Origin of the sequence: Lentzea fradiae (genome assembly GCF_900100955.1) — a bacterium.
In the GTDB taxonomy this organism is placed as follows: domain Bacteria; phylum Actinomycetota; class Actinomycetes; order Mycobacteriales; family Pseudonocardiaceae; genus Lentzea; species Lentzea fradiae.
Genome location: NZ_FNCC01000010.1, coordinates 401,959 through 417,481, shown reverse-complemented (window position 1 = coordinate 417,481; position 15,523 = coordinate 401,959). Strand labels below are relative to the sequence as shown.

Annotated in this window: 17 protein-coding genes; 5 read left to right on the top strand and 12 right to left on the bottom strand. The window is 71.6% G+C overall.

Annotated elements, in window-relative coordinates:
• Positions 1-54: 54 nt before the first annotated feature.
• Positions 55-366, bottom strand: coding sequence for a transposase (locus BLT23_RS25470; RefSeq protein ID WP_090052852.1), 312 nt, complete (start codon positions 364-366; stop codon positions 55-57).
• 62 nt (positions 367-428) lie between these two features.
• On the bottom strand, positions 429-1,289 hold the full coding sequence (locus BLT23_RS25465; protein ID WP_342713694.1) for an AI-2E family transporter: 861 nt from the start codon (positions 1,287-1,289) through the stop codon (positions 429-431).
• A gap of 262 nt (positions 1,290-1,551) precedes the next feature.
• On the opposite strand from BLT23_RS25465, the gene BLT23_RS25460 reads away from it, so the two are divergent.
• Positions 1,552-1,728, top strand: coding sequence for a CsbD family protein (locus tag BLT23_RS25460; RefSeq protein ID WP_090052848.1), 177 nt, complete (start codon positions 1,552-1,554; stop codon positions 1,726-1,728).
• Positions 1,729-1,787: 59 nt separating this feature from the next.
• Here the strand turns inward: BLT23_RS25460 and BLT23_RS40170 are convergent, their stop codons facing one another.
• Entirely contained in the window at positions 1,788-2,477 is a 690-nt protein-coding gene (locus BLT23_RS40170; protein WP_143036033.1) for a hypothetical protein, read from the bottom strand.
• Between the two features lie 193 nt (positions 2,478-2,670).
• Here BLT23_RS40170 and BLT23_RS40165 point away from each other — a divergent pair, with 193 nt between their 5' ends.
• Complete coding sequence (locus BLT23_RS40165; RefSeq protein WP_176946915.1) at positions 2,671-3,105, top strand: STAS domain-containing protein; 435 nt, start codon at positions 2,671-2,673, stop codon at positions 3,103-3,105.
• Here BLT23_RS40165 and BLT23_RS25450 read toward each other — a convergent pair.
• The gene (locus BLT23_RS25450) at positions 3,080-3,796 is read right to left on the bottom strand and encodes a GAF and ANTAR domain-containing protein (protein ID WP_143036031.1); all 717 of its coding nucleotides are present in this window, start codon (positions 3,794-3,796) and stop codon (positions 3,080-3,082) included. The genes BLT23_RS40165 and BLT23_RS25450 overlap by 26 nt on opposite strands.
• A 440-nt stretch (positions 3,797-4,236) precedes the next feature.
• On the opposite strand from BLT23_RS25450, the gene BLT23_RS25445 reads away from it, so the two are divergent.
• From BLT23_RS25445 to BLT23_RS25440, 3 genes are all read left to right on the top strand, one after another.
• The gene (locus BLT23_RS25445) at positions 4,237-4,788 is read left to right on the top strand and encodes a DUF5994 family protein (protein WP_218133882.1); all 552 of its coding nucleotides are present in this window, start codon (positions 4,237-4,239) and stop codon (positions 4,786-4,788) included.
• Positions 4,785-4,946 carry a DUF6307 family protein gene (locus BLT23_RS40965; protein ID WP_176946914.1) on the top strand — a complete coding sequence of 54 codons (162 nt, stop codon included), beginning with the start codon at positions 4,785-4,787 and terminating at the stop codon, positions 4,944-4,946. The genes BLT23_RS25445 and BLT23_RS40965 overlap by 4 nt, the downstream gene beginning before the upstream one ends.
• Before the next feature lie 83 nt (positions 4,947-5,029).
• Complete coding sequence (locus BLT23_RS25440; RefSeq protein WP_218133881.1) at positions 5,030-5,806, top strand: transglutaminase-like domain-containing protein; 777 nt, start codon at positions 5,030-5,032, stop codon at positions 5,804-5,806.
• 12 nt (positions 5,807-5,818) lie between these two features.
• On the opposite strand, the gene BLT23_RS25435 is transcribed toward BLT23_RS25440, so the two are convergent.
• From BLT23_RS25435 to BLT23_RS25400, 8 genes are all read right to left on the bottom strand, one after another.
• The gene (locus BLT23_RS25435; RefSeq protein WP_090052839.1) at positions 5,819-6,544 is read right to left on the bottom strand and encodes a GAF and ANTAR domain-containing protein; all 726 of its coding nucleotides are present in this window, start codon (positions 6,542-6,544) and stop codon (positions 5,819-5,821) included.
• Positions 6,545-6,648: 104 nt separating this feature from the next.
• On the bottom strand, positions 6,649-7,647 hold the full coding sequence (locus BLT23_RS25430) for an NsdA family TPR-like regulatory protein (protein ID WP_483868420.1): 999 nt from the start codon (positions 7,645-7,647) through the stop codon (positions 6,649-6,651).
• Positions 7,648-7,695: 48 nt separating this feature from the next.
• A complete protein-coding gene (locus tag BLT23_RS25425; protein ID WP_245744161.1) occupies positions 7,696-8,655 on the bottom strand; it encodes an acyl-CoA desaturase in 960 nt (319 codons plus the stop codon).
• A 117-nt stretch (positions 8,656-8,772) separates the two neighbouring features.
• Positions 8,773-10,236 (bottom strand): glycoside hydrolase family 130 protein, encoded by a 1,464-nt coding sequence (locus tag BLT23_RS25420; RefSeq protein ID WP_090052833.1) that lies wholly within the window; start codon positions 10,234-10,236, stop codon positions 8,773-8,775.
• Positions 10,233-11,243: a glycosyltransferase gene (locus BLT23_RS25415; protein WP_090052831.1), complete on the bottom strand. Its 1,011-nt coding sequence runs from the start codon at positions 11,241-11,243 to the stop codon at positions 10,233-10,235. Before BLT23_RS25415 ends, BLT23_RS25420 begins: the two co-directional genes overlap by 4 nt.
• Entirely contained in the window at positions 11,240-12,262 is a 1,023-nt protein-coding gene (locus tag BLT23_RS25410; protein WP_218133880.1) for a glycosyltransferase, read from the bottom strand. Before BLT23_RS25410 ends, BLT23_RS25415 begins: the two co-directional genes overlap by 4 nt.
• A gap of 230 nt (positions 12,263-12,492) precedes the next feature.
• Positions 12,493-12,672, bottom strand: coding sequence for a hypothetical protein (locus tag BLT23_RS25405; RefSeq protein ID WP_089927626.1), 180 nt, complete (start codon positions 12,670-12,672; stop codon positions 12,493-12,495).
• 176 nt (positions 12,673-12,848) lie between these two features.
• Entirely contained in the window at positions 12,849-15,512 is a 2,664-nt protein-coding gene (locus tag BLT23_RS25400; protein ID WP_090052829.1) for a SpoIIE family protein phosphatase, read from the bottom strand.
• Between the last annotated feature and the right edge of the window lie 11 nt (positions 15,513-15,523).

Here is a 15,523-nt window from a genome sequence, read left to right as displayed (position 1 = left end):
GGACCCGGAGGATGGGCTCGACCCCGAAGCGGCCGCGAAGCTGCGCGATGAGCTTCACGACCGTCGCCGGGTCGGGTCGAGTTCCGAGGCGAAAAAAGCACTCGCCGCCTTGAGGATCTCGTTGGCCCGCTTCAGTTCCGCGTTCTCCCGCCGCAGCCTGCGCAGTTCCTCCGACTCGCCGGAGCTCGGCCTGTCATCCCGCTCCCCGCGGTCGGCCTCGTCCTGCCGGATCCAGTTGCGTAGTGCCTCGTGATGGACCCCGAGCTGCTCGGCCAGCCGCCGGATCACCGGCTTCGGATCCGACTCCCTATACAGCCGGACCGCACGAGCCCTCAGCTCGTCGGGGTACTTCTTCGGTGCTGCCACGGACGACTCCCTTCAGGCCCTATCGGACCATGCTTGAAAGTCTCCGAGCTATCGGGGGAACCTCACCTCCAAACTCGGGGCACATCAGCGGATCGAGGACGCACCCGCGGCGCTGGAGGTCTACGGCCACGCCGAGGTGACCCGCTGGCTGAGCCCGGAGATGGACCAGGTCCGGGACCACGCGGCGAAGATCGGGACGAACGCGCCGATGAACACCAGCGCTGCCAACGGAACCGCCAGTGGCACGCCGAGCACGGCCAGCCCGATGCCGATGCCGGCGCGTCCACCACGGCGACCGCCCCGGTCGCGCGGACGTAGCTGACCAGAGCGGCCAGACCGCGCCTGCCCGCGACGTCGACCCTGCGCCGGGGGACGGCGGGGACGACGCGGATGAGGAACTGCCAGATCCTCGGCCCGTCGTAGAGGAAGAACACGAGTGCGAACAGCACGAGCAGCATCTCGACGAGGGTCTCGGCGACCGTCGCGGCCGTCGTGAGCGCGCCCGACGTGATACCGGACTGGTTGTCCTGCAGAGTTTTCACGGCCCGGTCGGCGAACTCGCTCAACTGGTTCTCGCTGAGGTGCAGGGGACCGCTGACGAGCCAGCCGGACACGGCGTCGACGCTGCGGACGAGCTGCGCCGCGAGGTCCGGTACACCGTTGACGAACGTCGTCACGACGAACGTGAGCAGCCCGCCGAGCACGACGAGTCCGCCCACGACCACCGCCAGGGTCGCGAGACCGCGGGGAATCCGTTTCGACATGAGGAAACCGACCGCCGGTGCGAGCAACGCTGCCAGCAGCAACGCGATCGCGAGCGGCACGACCAGCGACGCCAGCCCGCCGAGGATGACGCCGATGACATAGAGCGAGGCCACCACGACCAGGAAGCGCCAGCCCAGTGCCGCGCCGGTGTGCAGCACCGGGGGAATCGCGGTTCGGATGGGCGACGGGTGCTCGCGCTCGATGCTGACGACGGCTGTACCGCCGGTGTCGGTCGCCGACGCCGGGGTCTGGGGTCATCGGTGAGGACGTCGGTGTGCCCGCACGCCTCGGTACGGAGTTCCCCTGCGATCTGAGCCACAAACCCGGACGGGCGGTGGCGAAGTCGGTGGTTGGGGTCCGCCGCCGGGGGCATCCAGGGTCCACGTCCCACTTGAGATTCAGGTGGGGGGAGAGGACGACATGGGCACCGACGACAAGTTCGACGCCAAGGCCGACCAGGTCAAGGGCAAGGTCAAGGAAGGCGTGGGAGACGCGACCGACGACCAGGGCCTGGAGAACGAGGGCAAGGCGGACCAGGCGAAGGGCACCCTGAAGGAGTCGGCCGAGAAGGTCAAGGACATCTTCAAGAAGAGCTGACCGGTTCCTGTCGCTCCACGGGAGCGTGCGTCCCCCGGCGCACGCTCTCTCCAGGGCCGTCAGCCGAGCACATCGGCACCGGTCAGTCCTGCCACCAGCACCACCGCGCCCACGACGACGGCGAACACTTCGACCGCCACGAGCCGCTTCCCGGCCCAGCGGGCGAATCCGATGTTCACCAGGACGTGCGCGGACGCGGTCACCGCCACCCACCACAGCCCGGCGCTCAGCAGCAGGGTCGCCCCGAGGTGGAACGAGATCGCCGTGACGCCGCGCACCGCGCTGTGGAGCGGATGTGTGCTGACGAACCCACCCTGTGCTTTGAGCTGTTCAGCCGCCTGCCGGCCGACGGGCCAGCTGAACTTCGGCAGCTCGGTGGCGGCGGTGAAGACGAGCTGGGCCAGCGCCCAGCCGAACCCTGCCCAGAGCGCCGACTCCACACCGCTGACGGCGACCAGGACCACAGCGAGCCGGACCACCTCGTCGGTGGCGCCGGACACCAGCGCGATGATGGTCTCGCGCCGTCGGAGGGCGTGCAGCCTCCCGGCGGAACCCAGCACCGGCAGCCGGGCCGCCAGGGCGACGAACCAGCCGAGCGCCCCCAACAGCACGGCGCCCGCGTGGTCGGCACCGAGCACCACCGCCAGCGCCACGGCGAGGAGCGCGAGCAGGGCCATCACCACGGCGGCGCCCGCGCGAATCCTCCCCGTGATCCGGGTGGAGCTCTGGGCAGGTCCCTCTTCGTTCACCGAGTCGTTGATGGCCCGACGCTACTCCACCGCCGCGCGGCCGGTGTCGTCGATCATCCACAGTGGACTGGATCGTCTTGTCCGGGAGGTCGTGCGGCCCGCAGCGCTTTCGGAAGTTCCGCGCAGGGGTGTACCGTTTCCGGTACGTGCCCTGGACCCCGGCGTAGCGTCAGCCGTCGAGGAAGGCTCCCAGGTGCACACCGAACTCACCAGCGCCGCAGGCTCGCGGGCCGTTCAGGCAAGCACTCGTCCCACCGACCTTCTCGCCATCGCCGAGTGGACCGCCCCCACAGGAGCGGTCGTCCTCGCCGTGCACGGCGAGGTGGACACGAGCAGCTGCTCAGTGCTGCACGACCGGATCGACGAACAGCTGCGGTCCGCCCATCACCTGGTCCTCGACCTCGGCGAGGTGGATCTCCTCTGCGCGGCCGGACTCACCGTCCTGGTCGTCGTCAGGGAGAGGGCGCAGCTGAGGGGCACGGTGCTGTGCGTCGTCGCGCGCACTCGGCCGGTGCGGCTGCCGCTGATCATCACCGGGTTGACGGGTGTGCTGGACCTCCACCTCGACGTGGACGAGGCGCTGGCGTGCGGGCGCTCCCGTCTCACCAGCGAGGATGCGGTTTGCTGATCCTCGTCAGCCCGGAGACCGACGGTGAGCGCTCGGTGACCTGCCTGGCGACGTCCGACAGCAGCTGACCGGTGTTGCGCGCGTAGTTGCGCATGAGGGACAAGGCGTCCGCGACACCGATCTCGAGCCGCTCGGTCAGCAGGCCTTTGGCCTGCTCGATCACGACGAGGTCGGACAGCGCCGTCTCCAGGTGCTCGGCTACCGCCTGGGTGGCCGCGCCCGGACGCACCTGGAACAGGCTGATCGTCGCCACGTTCGCGAAGGACCGCGCGAGGGTTTCTGCCTCGGCGGGCAACGCGCCCGCTGACGTCCGGAACAGGTTGAGCGAACCGACCACCTCGCCGCGCAGGCGCATGGGCACGGTGTCGACCGCGAGGAACCCGAGCTTCACCGCCGCGGAGGCGAACCGGGGCCAGCGCGGTGGCAGCGTTCTCAGGTCGGGGCACCGCACCGTCTGTCCGGAGTGGAACGACTCCTCGGACGGTCCGTCCGCGCTCTGCAGGAGGAAGTGCTCGAGCGGACGAGCCAGCCTGCTGGACGCGGCCACCAGTTCGAGCGCTCCGTGCTCGTCGGCCAGCAGGATTCCCGCCGCGTCCACCGGCAGCAGCCGGACGCTGCGCTCGGCCAGGAGGTGCAGGAACTCGATGCTGTCGAAACGCTCCACGAGCGCATCGGCGAGTTCGACGAACATTTGTGCCACCTGGTGGTCCGACACCTCGGTCACCTCTCAGTCGTCGTGGTCGCCACTTCCGCTGACTGATCCGGCACCGAGGTCCCACCACGTTCGCCCGCGGCGCTCACCGACGTCTTCTCACGAGAGCGGAGCTGCCGCTGGGTCCTGGCGGTTTTCCCAGCTTAGCGCCGAAAGCGCGGGCCGGACACTCTTCGGCGACTTCTCGTGGATCCGCACTGGGCCGCGCCGGCAGCCGAGCCGGAGCCGTGCGGCCGAACGGTCGAGTTCTGGCGGGAGAACAGAACTCGGAAATAGTGGGCTCACAATCGGTCTGGTGCAGGAAAAGCGTGTAGAGTCATTTTTGCCGAGAACATTTCGCACCTGTGCAGTCAAGCTCAGGTCGTGCTCGGCGAAACCTCAACCGGCCATTTTTTCCGGCCGGAGACGGGAGTTCCGGCATGACGTCGGCTCCGCACCAGTCCATCGCCCCGCCGGCCGTCACGGCCACCGAGCAGCCTCGGCACCACCAACTGCGACTGCGGTTGCGGCCGAAGGCGCTCACCACGGGGTATGTCGACGGTGCGTGGTGGCCGCGTTCCCGGGACCTCGCCGCCGAACTGCCCGCACTGCTCGCGGTGCTGGCAGTTCGGCTGGGCGACATCCCGCGGGTGAGTTACACCCTGACGGACTGGGACATGGCCCCGCGTCAGATCGCGGTGGACGGCGTCCGCGTCCGCCTCAGCGGGTTCTGGTCCCGGCCGGCGCACACCCTCGACCTCGTCGCGGGTGACCGGCGCCGCATCGCGTTGCTCGTCGTCCCACCGGACACCGAGCCGTCCGCCGCCCACCACACGATGATGTCCGCCGTCCAGCGCGACAACGCCGACACCGTCGAGGCCCTGCTCCGCACCGGCGTCCGGAGGTCCGAGGAGGCCGAGAGGTCCACTGTGGACAACTGGGAGGGCGAGGGCGGCCGGATACCCCAGCAGAAGACGAGAGAAGCACGATGACCGAACCGACTTCCACCTTCACCTCCTCCTACGAGCGCCGGCTCAAGGTGGTGGAGGACGTGCTGACCGGCCGCACCGAGCTCGGCGACAAGGCCGCGCGGGACCTGGCCGTGCACGTGTTGCGCGCGCTCGACCACATCCCCGAGCGGGTGCGTTGACCTCCCGCCACAGCGGCGAGGCGCGATCGACGCGGGGCACTCGCCTGCTCCGCGTCGGCTGTGCGTTCACCTACCGTGCCGAGGTGCCCACACCGGCGGTCTTCATGGTGAGACCGGACCGGCAGAACCACGTGCGGGTGAGCGGCGAGAACCTGTTCGCCGAGCCCGAGGTTCCCGTGCGCGACCACTTCGACGTGTACGGCAACTGGCTCGCGCGTCTGGTGCTGCCGCCCGGACTGTCCACGGTGCGCTATTCGGCCTGGGCGGACGTGCCCGATCACGTCGAGGACGTCGACGAGAACGCTCCGGAGAGGTGGCCCGACGACCTCCCCGGCGAAGTGCTGCTGTACACGTTGCCCAGCCGCTACTGCGTGTCCGACGTGCTCGGCGACGAGGCCTGGTCGAGGTTCGGCGCGCATCCGCCGGGCTACGGCAGGGTCCGGGCGATCTGCCGGCACGTCCACGAGTCGTTGGAGTTCGGCTACGGCACCTCCACGCCGCTGTCCACCGCGGCCGACGTCAACGCCACGGGCATCGGAGTGTGCCGGGACTTCACGCACCTGGCGATCTCGTTCTGCCGTGCGCTCAACATTCCCGCCCGCTACGTGTTCGGGTACCTGCCCGACCTGGACGTGCCGCCGGACGGGGCGCCGATGGACTTCGCGGCGTGGATGGAGGTCTGGCTGGGAGACCGCTGGTGGACCTTCGACCCGCGCAACGGCGTGCCCCGCAAGGGCAGGGTCGTGATCGGCAGAGGCAGGGATGCCGCGGACGTCCCCATGGTCACCACCTTCGGAGGCCCTGTGCTGGAGTCGATGGTCGTCCACGCCGAGGAGGACAATGCTCCCGCCTGGCGATGAGGCCGCCGGCTGTCACGACCTGCCGGCCGTCAGCACGGTCGTGTCGATCGTGCCGTCGACGACGTCCTGTGCCACCAGGCTCAGGTGCAGGCGGTTGCTCCTCGCGTGGTGGCGCAGGAGGTCGAACGCCTCGCCCATGTCGACCTGCAGGCGCTCGGCGAGCACACCTTTGGCCTGCTCGATGAGGACCCTGCTCCGCAGGGCGTGCCGCAGCTGCTCCGCGAGCAGCTCCCGGCCACTGATGACCTGTGACTGGAGCAGGCCGATGGTGGCCACGTCCGCCATCGCCCTCGCCACCCTGGCCCGCGTGTCGCCGAGCGCGCTGTCCGCGACGGTGAAGAGGTTCAACGCGCCCACCGTCTGCTCGCGCAGCCGCATCGGCACGGCGTGCACCGCGCCGAACCCCGCCGTCACCGCCGCCGCGGAGAACGCCGGCCACCGCTGGCGCGGCTCGCTGAACCCGGCGACCGTGAGCGGTTCGCTGCTCAGGTAGCACTCCATGCACGGGCCCTGCCTGTGCTGCAGCTCGAACAGTTCCAGCACGCGCGCACGTTCGCTGGAGGCACCGACCACCTGCAGTTCGCCTTGGTCGTCGACGAGCAGGATGCCGGCCGCGTCCACGCCCAGGGCCGTGACGCAGCGGTCAGCCAGCAGGTGCATGAACTCGACCGGGTCGAAGTCCGCGACCAGGGTGTCGGCGAGCTCGACGAACGTCTCGGCCAGGTTCTCCACGAGCATGTGAGCCACCTCGGTTCGTCTTTGCGGGGGCGATCGGGTTCTTCGGAGACCGGACCGCCGCGGCGGGAACCCGGATGCCGGCAGCGCGACCGCGTGCTCTTGGTTCATGGTGCCGCTGTTGTGGTTCTCGCGTCGACGAGATCGGCGAGGTCGAGTGCTCCGGTGTGGGACGGGTGTCTGCGCGCTTGCGCGGCGAGAGGGCGGAAGCGGTCGCGCATCCGGGCCGAACCGACGGTGGCCGCCGACTCGAGTGCTCGCAGGCCGGTGGCGACGCCGACGTCGACGTCTCCTTCGACGAGCTGGCCGGTGGACAGCAGGATCAGGCTGAGGACCCGGCTTCGGAGCATGTCCTCGCCGTAGCCGTCGACCGCCGTGACGAGCAGCGGCATGGCGGTGCGCGCGTGGTGCGGCCCCGCGGTGTCCACCAGGGCCGAGTGCACCGCGCCCGCCATGGCCGAGAGGTCTGGCTCGGTGAAGAACATCGCCCAGCCGGCCACCTCGGTGCGGTCCGCGGCGCCGAACTGCTCCCGGCCGCGTTCGAGCAATGTCAGCGCGTGGTGCTCGGCGCCCTTCTGCGCGCACGCCCACGCCGCGTTGACGGTCAGGATGCTGGCCGCGAGCCGGTCGCCGGAGCGCGCCGCCGCGAGGCGGCCGAGGTCGAAGTACCGCAACGCCTCGTCGAGGTTCCCGTGGTGCAGGTACACCCGGCCGAGCCGGTAGCACACGTTCGCGAGCAGGCCGTCGTCCCGGGCCACTCCGGCGAGTGCCAACGCGTGCGCGAAGTGGTTGTGCGCCGCCGTGACCTGACCGGCGTCGAACGACACCCAGCCGGCGAGGTTGCGCAGGTCGGCGAGAGCGACGTGCAACCGCCGCCGCACGTCGTCCGGCGCGGCGGCGACGAGCAGCGGGAGGTTCTCGCGGATCTGCGTTCGCACCCGGTCCAGGCAAGACTCACCCCCGTGGCGGTAGTCCATCTCGCGCAGCGCGCGGGTGTGCTGTTCCAGCCGGGTGACGTCGGACAAACCCATCATCGCGGGCAACACTCCAGACCGGGTGGGGTGGACGATGCACCGCCGGGGCCGGGGCGGTCGTGGAGTTCTCACCTGACCGGGCCAGGCGCACAGGTGACCTTAGTGCGGTACCGGACCGGCTCACGCCGCCGTTCGGGCGTCGCTGGCCGACTTCAGCTTGCGTGCCAGACGCTCCGGCTTCGGCCAGCGCACGGCGGTCGCCCAGCCGAGCAGCTCGAACACGCGGATCAGGCGCGCGGAGATGTCGATCTGACCACGACGGACTCCGTGCCGTGCGCACGTGGGATCGGCGTGGTGGGAGTTGTGCCAGGACTCGCCCATGGACAGGATCGCCAGGGGCCAGAAGTTCGCGGACTTGTCGCGCGCCTCGAACGGCCGGTCGCCGATCATGTGGCAGATCGAGTTGACCGACCACGTGACGTGGTGCAGCACGGCCACCCGCACGAGGCTCGCCCAGAAGAACGCCGTGAGCGCACCCCACCAGCTCCAGCTGATCAGCCCTCCGGCCACGGCGGGCGCGAGGAGGGTGACGGCCGTCAGCGCGGGGAACAGGCGGTTGACCCGCTGGAGGTCGGGATCGGCCTCCAGGTCCGGTGCGAAGCGGGCGGCGTTGGTCAGGTCGCGGCGGAACATCCAGCCCATGTGCGCGTGCCAGAAGCCTTTGGCCAGCGCCGTGGCCGACGTGCCGAACAGCCAGGGGGAGTGCGGGTCGCCCTCGCGGTCGGCGAAGGCGTGGTGGCGGCGGTGGTCGGCGACCCAGCCGATGACCGGTCCCTGCATGGCCATGCTGCCGATCATCGCGAGCCCGATCCGCAGCGCCCGGGTGGCCTTGAACGCGCCGTGGGTGAAGTAGCGGTGGAAACCGACGGTCACGCCGAGGCAGGTGAGGGTGTAGAAGAACACGGCGAGACCCACATCGGTCCAGCCCAGACCCCAGCCCCACGCGAACGGCACCGCGACGGCGAGCGCCAGCGCGGGAACGACCGCGAAGAGCTTGACCAGGAATCTCTCGAACGGGGAGTTCTCCCCCGCGAGCAGTGGCTGGGGTGCGGACTGCGTGCGGGGCACTGTCGTGGTCACGTCGCGAACCTCCGGACGGCGATCTTGTCGGTGCCGCCGGGGTCTCGGGCGAACGGTGATGTCAGTCAGAAAGGCTTACCCGTTGCCCCGCCACCTTCAAACAGGCGCGAAACGATCTCACGGCGCCATCGCGGCGAGCACGTCGCCCACCGAGGTGGTGGCGAGGCCGATGGTCGCGTCGCTCGCGCCGTACGGGATCACGAGGGTGTCGCCGTGCAGCAGACCGCCGCACGAGTAGACGACGTTGGGCACGTAACCGTCGCGCTCAGCGGCGTTCGGCGTCAGCAGCGGCTCCGGCAGCGTGGCGAGCACCTTCGCCGGGTCGTCGAGGTCGAGCAGCATCGCTCCCATTGAGTAGAGCCGCATCGGACCGACCCCGTGGGTGAGGACGAGCCAGCCCTCGGGTGTCTCGACCGGCGAGCCGCAGTTGCCGACCTGGACGAGGTCCCAGTCCCTGCCCGGCGCCGCCACGGGCCGGGGTTCGTTCCACGACTTGAGGTCGTCGGACGTCGTCACAGCCGTGCTCTCGCCGTCGCCGCGGGACAGCGCGGCGAACCTGCCGCCGATGCGGCGGGGGAACAGCGCCATTCCCTTGTTGCGCGCGGCGGGACCGGTCAGCTGTGTGATCCGGAACGTGCGGAAGTCGTCTGTCTGCAACAGTTGCGGCGCCACGTCGACGCCGTCGTAGGCCGTGTAGGTCGCGTAGTAGGTCTGCGAGCCGTCGTCGTCGGAGAAGCGCACGAACCGCGCGTCTTCCATGCCGTGGCGTTCCGACGGGCCGGTCGGCCAAAGCACCCGGCCGTTGACCGCGGAGTCCTCCGGGAAGTCGGTGGTGTAGTTGCACGCGGCGATCCACCTGACCAGCTCGACCGTCCGGTGAGCCGCCTGCCTGGCGACCAGCTTGGGGTGCAGACCGGCCAGCAGCTCGTCGAGCTCCGCTCCGGTGAACCGCGCGGGCAACCACCGGCTGAGCACGGCCGACACCTCGTCGTCGTGGCCCCGCTCGGCGAGCTTGCCGAGGAAGAGACCCTTGTCGTGGATCGAGTCCGTGCGCAGCCCGGTGCTGATGACGCCCGGCTGCGAATCCACGGTGAGCACACCGCCCGGGCCCGCCACCCCGGTGCGGAAGCCGATCGAGGACAGGTGCCCCTCGCCGATGCCGCGCACGCTCAGCACGAACCGCAGCTGCCCCTGTGCCATCCCGCTCTGGTCGGGGTGGGCGACCATGGACGGGTTGCACAGCGCGGCACCCTCGACGGCGTACTCGTGGGTGAAGTAGGCGCCGATCAGGAGACGGCGGGACTCGGAGAGCTCGGCGTCCGCGGACAGCCGGTGGCTGACGCTCGCGAAGTTGTCCGCGAAGGTCCCGCGGACGTCCCGGTGCCGTCCGGCGAACAACCGGACCGTGCGGTCGAGCGCCGCGCACGCGGCCGGCTCGTCCAGCGCCATCACCCGCCGGATGACGGCCGCCGACCGCGACTCGTGCTCGGGCACCTCCTCGCCCGGCACGAACAGCTTGGTGATGACCCGGCGCGGGTCGGGGCGCAGCCGCAGCGGGCTGCGCGTGACGCGGGGGTTCATCCGGTGCTCCTCAGGAGCGTGCGCAGGTGTTGGCGGGTGGAGAGCAGCGCCAGGGTCGACTCGGCGCCCTGATTGGTGTTCGGACCGGTCGGCGTCAGGCCGTCGTATCCACCGCCGGTGTGCTCGTCCCGCATCAGCGAGCCGAGGTCGTTGTCCCCGCTGAACCAGGCGATCGCGCGGTGGACACCGGCGAGCCACGCGGGGTCGGAGGTGACCCGGTAGGCGCGGGCGCACGCGTCGGCCATCGCGGCGGCCTCGATGGGCTGCTGGTCGAAGGCAGGACGCGGCTCGCCGAGGAACCACCCGCCGGTCGGGACCGGTGAGAGGTGGAAGTCCCTGGACTCCACGGTCAGCAGCCAGTCCAGCAGCCGCAGCCCGTCGTCGCGGACCTTGTCGCTGCCGAGGAGGTCGCCCGCGGCGATCAACGCCTCGGGCAGCGCCGCGTTGGCGTAGAACAGCCGGTTCTCCGGCCACGGCCAGTTCTCGTCGGGGCGGGGCGCGCCGATGTAGGAGGTGATGTCGCCGAGAAGGGCGGTGGCGGAGGCGTGCAGGGGATCGGCGTCCAGCACCTCGGCGGCGCCGAGCGCGGCGAACGCCATCGTGCGCACCGACGGCGGCCGGTGGTGTGCGCCGCGGTCGAAGCACGCCAGCGCCGCCTGCTGGATGGCGGGCACCGTGCTGCGGGCGGCGGTGGTGCCGAGCCCCCACAGCGCGCGTCCCCACCAGTCGCCCAGACCCGGTTCGTCGAGCCAGCGGCGGTCGGGGCTGAGCCTGTTGTGGAAGCGCCCGTCCTCGGCCTGCGCGTAGGCGGTGAAGGCGAGGTAGTGCTCGGCCAGTGCGGCCAGGTCGGCGGGCAGGTCGGGTTCGCGGTGCAGCACCACCAGGCCTCGCGCGACGTCGTCGAGGCAGTAGCCGTGCTCCCGGCGCGGCAGCGGCCCGTCCGCGTGCTCGTGCAGACCGGTGTCGTCGCTCAGCCTGACCAGGTGGGCGAACTCGAGGTCGCTCATCGCGTCACGGCGACGCGGTCGGCGAACAGCCTGCCCGCCACCAGGTTCTCGCACAGCCCGCGGTAGCGGTCCGCCACGGCGGGCCAGCTCAGCACGGCACCCAGGTCCGCGGACCGGTCGCGCATCCCCGCGGCCAGTCCCGGTTCGGTCAGCACGCGCCGTAGCGCCGCGGCGATGGCGGCGGGATTCCGGTGCGGCACCAGCAGTCCGGCTCCATCCGCGAGCAGTTCGACCGCGTGCGGGAACACCGTCGCGACCACCGGTTTCCGCGCGGCGAGGGCCTCGACGAGCACGCCGGAGGTGACCTGCTCGGACGAGTCGTAGGGCAGCAGCACGACGTCGGCCCTGTCGACCAGGTCCGCCAGCGCCTCGGTGCCGAGGTAGGCGGGGTCGAACTCGACCAGGTCGCTCACCCCGGAGGCGGCGGCCTGCTCGCACAGGTGCGTCCGGTACGCCTCACCCTCGTGTGCCAGCACCTTGGGATGCGTCTGGCCCGCCACCAGGTAGCGCGGTTTCAGGTCGCGCAGCGCGGCGAGCGCCGCGATGCCCCATTCGACGCCCTTGCCGCGGCCGAGCAGGCCCCAGGTGAGGACCAGCGGGCCGCGGCCCGGTGCCGAGGCGGCGGGCCTGTCGGCGGGCACGGCGCCGTGCGGGATCACCACGACCTCACCGGGCCGGTCGACCGCGTAGCCCGCCAGGAGACGGCTCCTGGCCGCTTCCGACATGGTGACCACGGCGTCGGCGTGGTCGACGACCGCTTCGAGCACCCGGCGTTGTCCCGGTGTGGGCGTGGTGAGCACCGTGTGCAGCACGACGACCACCGGGACCCGCAACCGGGCGAGCACGCCCAGCGCCTCGTCGCCGTCAATGCCGGCGTAGATCCCGTACTCGTGCTGGACCACCGCGACGTCACACCGGTTGAGCACCTCCGCGGCGGCGTCCACCGCTCCGGGACGCATGGGGTGGGCCGCCGACGGGGCGGCGGCGTGCGGTTCGGCGTCGGTCAGCACGCGGACCACGCGGCTTCTGCTGCCCGGGGTGGCGGCGGCCAGGTGGCGCTGGAGCGAGGCGGTGAACGTCGCGAGCCCGCATTGTGTCGGTGGGTAGGTGCTCAGAAAACCATAGGTGCGAACCATGAAGCGGCGGGCCTTTCGAGTCGGAGGCAGGCAGACGGGCGCACCGGCACGAGTCCGGTGCGAAGAGGGAGTCCACTGAGGACTGTCGCGGTGCGGCGGTCAGGTGCGCGGGGTCATGCCCGCGTCCGCCAGTCCGGCGGGTTCAGCGCGGGAACGGTGGTGGCGGGGTCGGTGGCGAGCGGCCGCCAGCCGCCGGGGAACTGGCCGTCGGACACCGCGTCCGGCTTCCTCGTCATCCGAAGGCCGCGTGGTGTGGTGAGGTCGAGGCTGGTGCTGATCGGGCCCGAGATCATCTCGGTGCTCCCGCCTCCGTCCGGACCAGCCGGGCGGGGTCGCTGACACTCCGCAGGGGGCACCTGGCTCGGTCGCCGATGCGCGAGGTCCCCTCGGACCACCCACTCTACGCCGATGACGGGTCCGCGCCGGTCGCATCGGGGTGACGGACCGGCGTGGACCCGAGAGGCGGCTCTCAGCCGAGCGTCCTGTGCACCGCCAGGGCGTCGCCGAGGCCCGACAGCGTCAGGATCCGGTCCGGCGCGCTGCCGCTCAGGCACGTCACGCGGAACACGCGGCCGGTGCGCTGGGCCAGGTAGGAGGCTTCGAGGAGCAACGCGATCCCCGAACTGCTGAGGTATCCCACCGCGGTCAGGTCGATGTCGACCGGCCGCCGGTCGTCGCGGCGGTCGACGTGGGCCATCACCCGCCCCCGGAGGTCCTCCACGGTGCCGGTGTCCAGGTCACCGGTGATGCGGAGCACGTGGGCGCCGTCCGACTCCTGCTCGGCCAGCTCGGACCGCACCGCCGGTGCCGGCGACGCGATCGGCGTCGTCGCGGCCGGCGAGGTGGCGAAGCGGAACCGGATCGTCGTGCCGGTGCCGCTGGTGGTCAGCTCGACGTCGTCGGCGAGCGCCCGGATCATCCGCAGGCCGCGCCCGCGGTGCCCCGGCTCCGCGTCCGCCGGACGCCAGGAACCGTTGTCCTCCACCGTCACCTGCACGGAGCCGCCGGTGTGCGCGAGGTGGGTCGAGAAGGTGCCGCGCGCCTGCTCGTAGGCGTGGTCCACCGCGTTGGCGGCCGCTTCGCCGTAGGCGAGCAAGAGGTCGTAGGACCTGTCCTCGGACAGGCCCGACACGGTCGTCCACTCGGACACCGCCGCGCGCAGCCCGGACAGCTGCTCCGGTTCGGCGGGGGTGGTCAGGTGCAACGGTGGTGGCAGGTAGCGGGCGACGACGAGCACCGCGTCGTCGTCCTGGCCGTGAGCGAGCAGGTCGCCCACGATCGAGTCGGCCAGCTCCTCGGGACCCCGTCCGCGCGCCTCCCGCACCAGGTCCAGCAGGCGGTCGGGCACCGCTCCCGGCCCTCCGACCAGGCCGTCGGTGTGGAACACGATCGACGTGCCCGGTGACAGGACGGTCGTGTGCTCCTCGTACGGCGCTCGGCGCGGTGCGCCCAGGGCGGCGCCTGCCCCCGAGAGCAGCCGGGTGCCGCCGGAACCCGTGACCAGCGGTGGTGGGTGACCCGCGGTGGACCAGCGCACCTTTCCGGTGGTCCAGTCGAACGTGACGCAGGCGCACGTGCTGCCGGTGGAGCCGCCGACCCTGGTGGCGAAGGCGTCGAGCCGCTCCAGCGCCGCCGCCGGCGGGTGCCCGTCGACGAGGTAGCCCGCCAGCGCGCTGCGCAGCTGTGCCATCACCGCGGCCGCCGCGGGTCCCCCGTGCGCGACGTCGCCGACCGAGAAGCCGACCACGGTGCCGCTGATCGGGAGCACCTCGTACCAGTCGCCGCCCGCGGGCGCGTGCGGTGAGGCGGGCAGGTGGCGGGCGGACACGGCGAGCCGGTCCAGCACCGGTAACTCCCGGGGCAGCAGGCTGTGCTGCAGGGCGATGGCGGCCTCCCGTTCCCGCCGCAGCGCCGACTCCCGCTCGGCCTCGGCGCGCAGCCGTTCGGTCACGTCCCGCCCGATGGCCTGCGTCCCGTCCGGGGTCGCCTGCGTGCTGAGCTCCAGCGCGACGAGAGCGCCGTCGGTACGGCGCAGGATCCACACCGCGGTCGTCCGGTCCACCGGCTCCTCGCCGTCCACGACGAGGTCCATCACCTCCGTCCCGACCAGCTCGTCGCGGCGGCGGCCCAGCAGTGCGCAGGCCGCCGGGTTCACCTCGACGAACCGCAGCTCGTGGTCGAGCAGCCAGACGGCGTCGGTGGCGTGGTCGACCAGCCGGCGCAGGCGCAGCTCGCCCTCGCGCCGGTCGTGGTCGGACCGGGCCCGGCGCATCGACTCCCAGCACCGTTCGGTGACGACGGCGACGAGGTCGACCTCGTCCTGGGTCCACTGCCTCGGCGTCGCGTGGTGCACGGCCATCGCGGCGACGAACCGCCCGCCGCGCAGCAGGGGGAGGCAGAGCGCCGCACGGACACCGGTGCCGGCGTGTGCCGTCAGGTCCTCCTCGCCGAGGCGGGGGTCGTTCTCGTGGTCGGCGACGACCCACGGCTCACCGGCCCGCAAGGCCCGCAGTGCTCCGGGACCTAGGTGCCGCATGGGGAAGCGGCCGGGTAGCGGGGGCAGACCGGTGGCGTGGTCGCCGCTCAGGACGACGTGGTCCTCGTCCGCCCTGGCGTACGCGCAGCGGTCGACGTCGAGGTGCCGGCCGAGCAACCGGGTCGCCAGCTCCATCAGACCGTCGCGGTCCTCGAGCTTGCGCGACTCCTTCTCGAGCGCGGCGAGGAACCTCTCGCGCCCGGCGGGTGCCCGGTGCGGGGTGATGTCGACGAGCACGCCCTGGAGCCGCCGCGCCACCGCGGACTCGTCCCGCTGCACGCGCGCCTTCTCCTGCAGCCAGAGGATTCTTCCTCCGGCGTCGCGCACGCGGTAGGAGAGCTCGTAGTCGTCGTCCTCGGCGGCCCGGTTCCAGCGCTGCGCCTCGACCCTGGCCCGGTCGCCGGGCAGGATCGCGGACGTCCAGAGCGCGGGGTCGTCGAGCCACCGGCGCACCGGATGACCGAGCAGCTGCTCGACGTGCCGGGAGAGGAACGTGAGCCGGCGCGTCACGGCGTCCGCCTCCCACAGGACCACCGGCAGGTTGTCGACGAACGAGCGCAGTCCCTGTGTCTTCGTGACGCTTTCGGTGGCGCTCATCTGTCCAACCT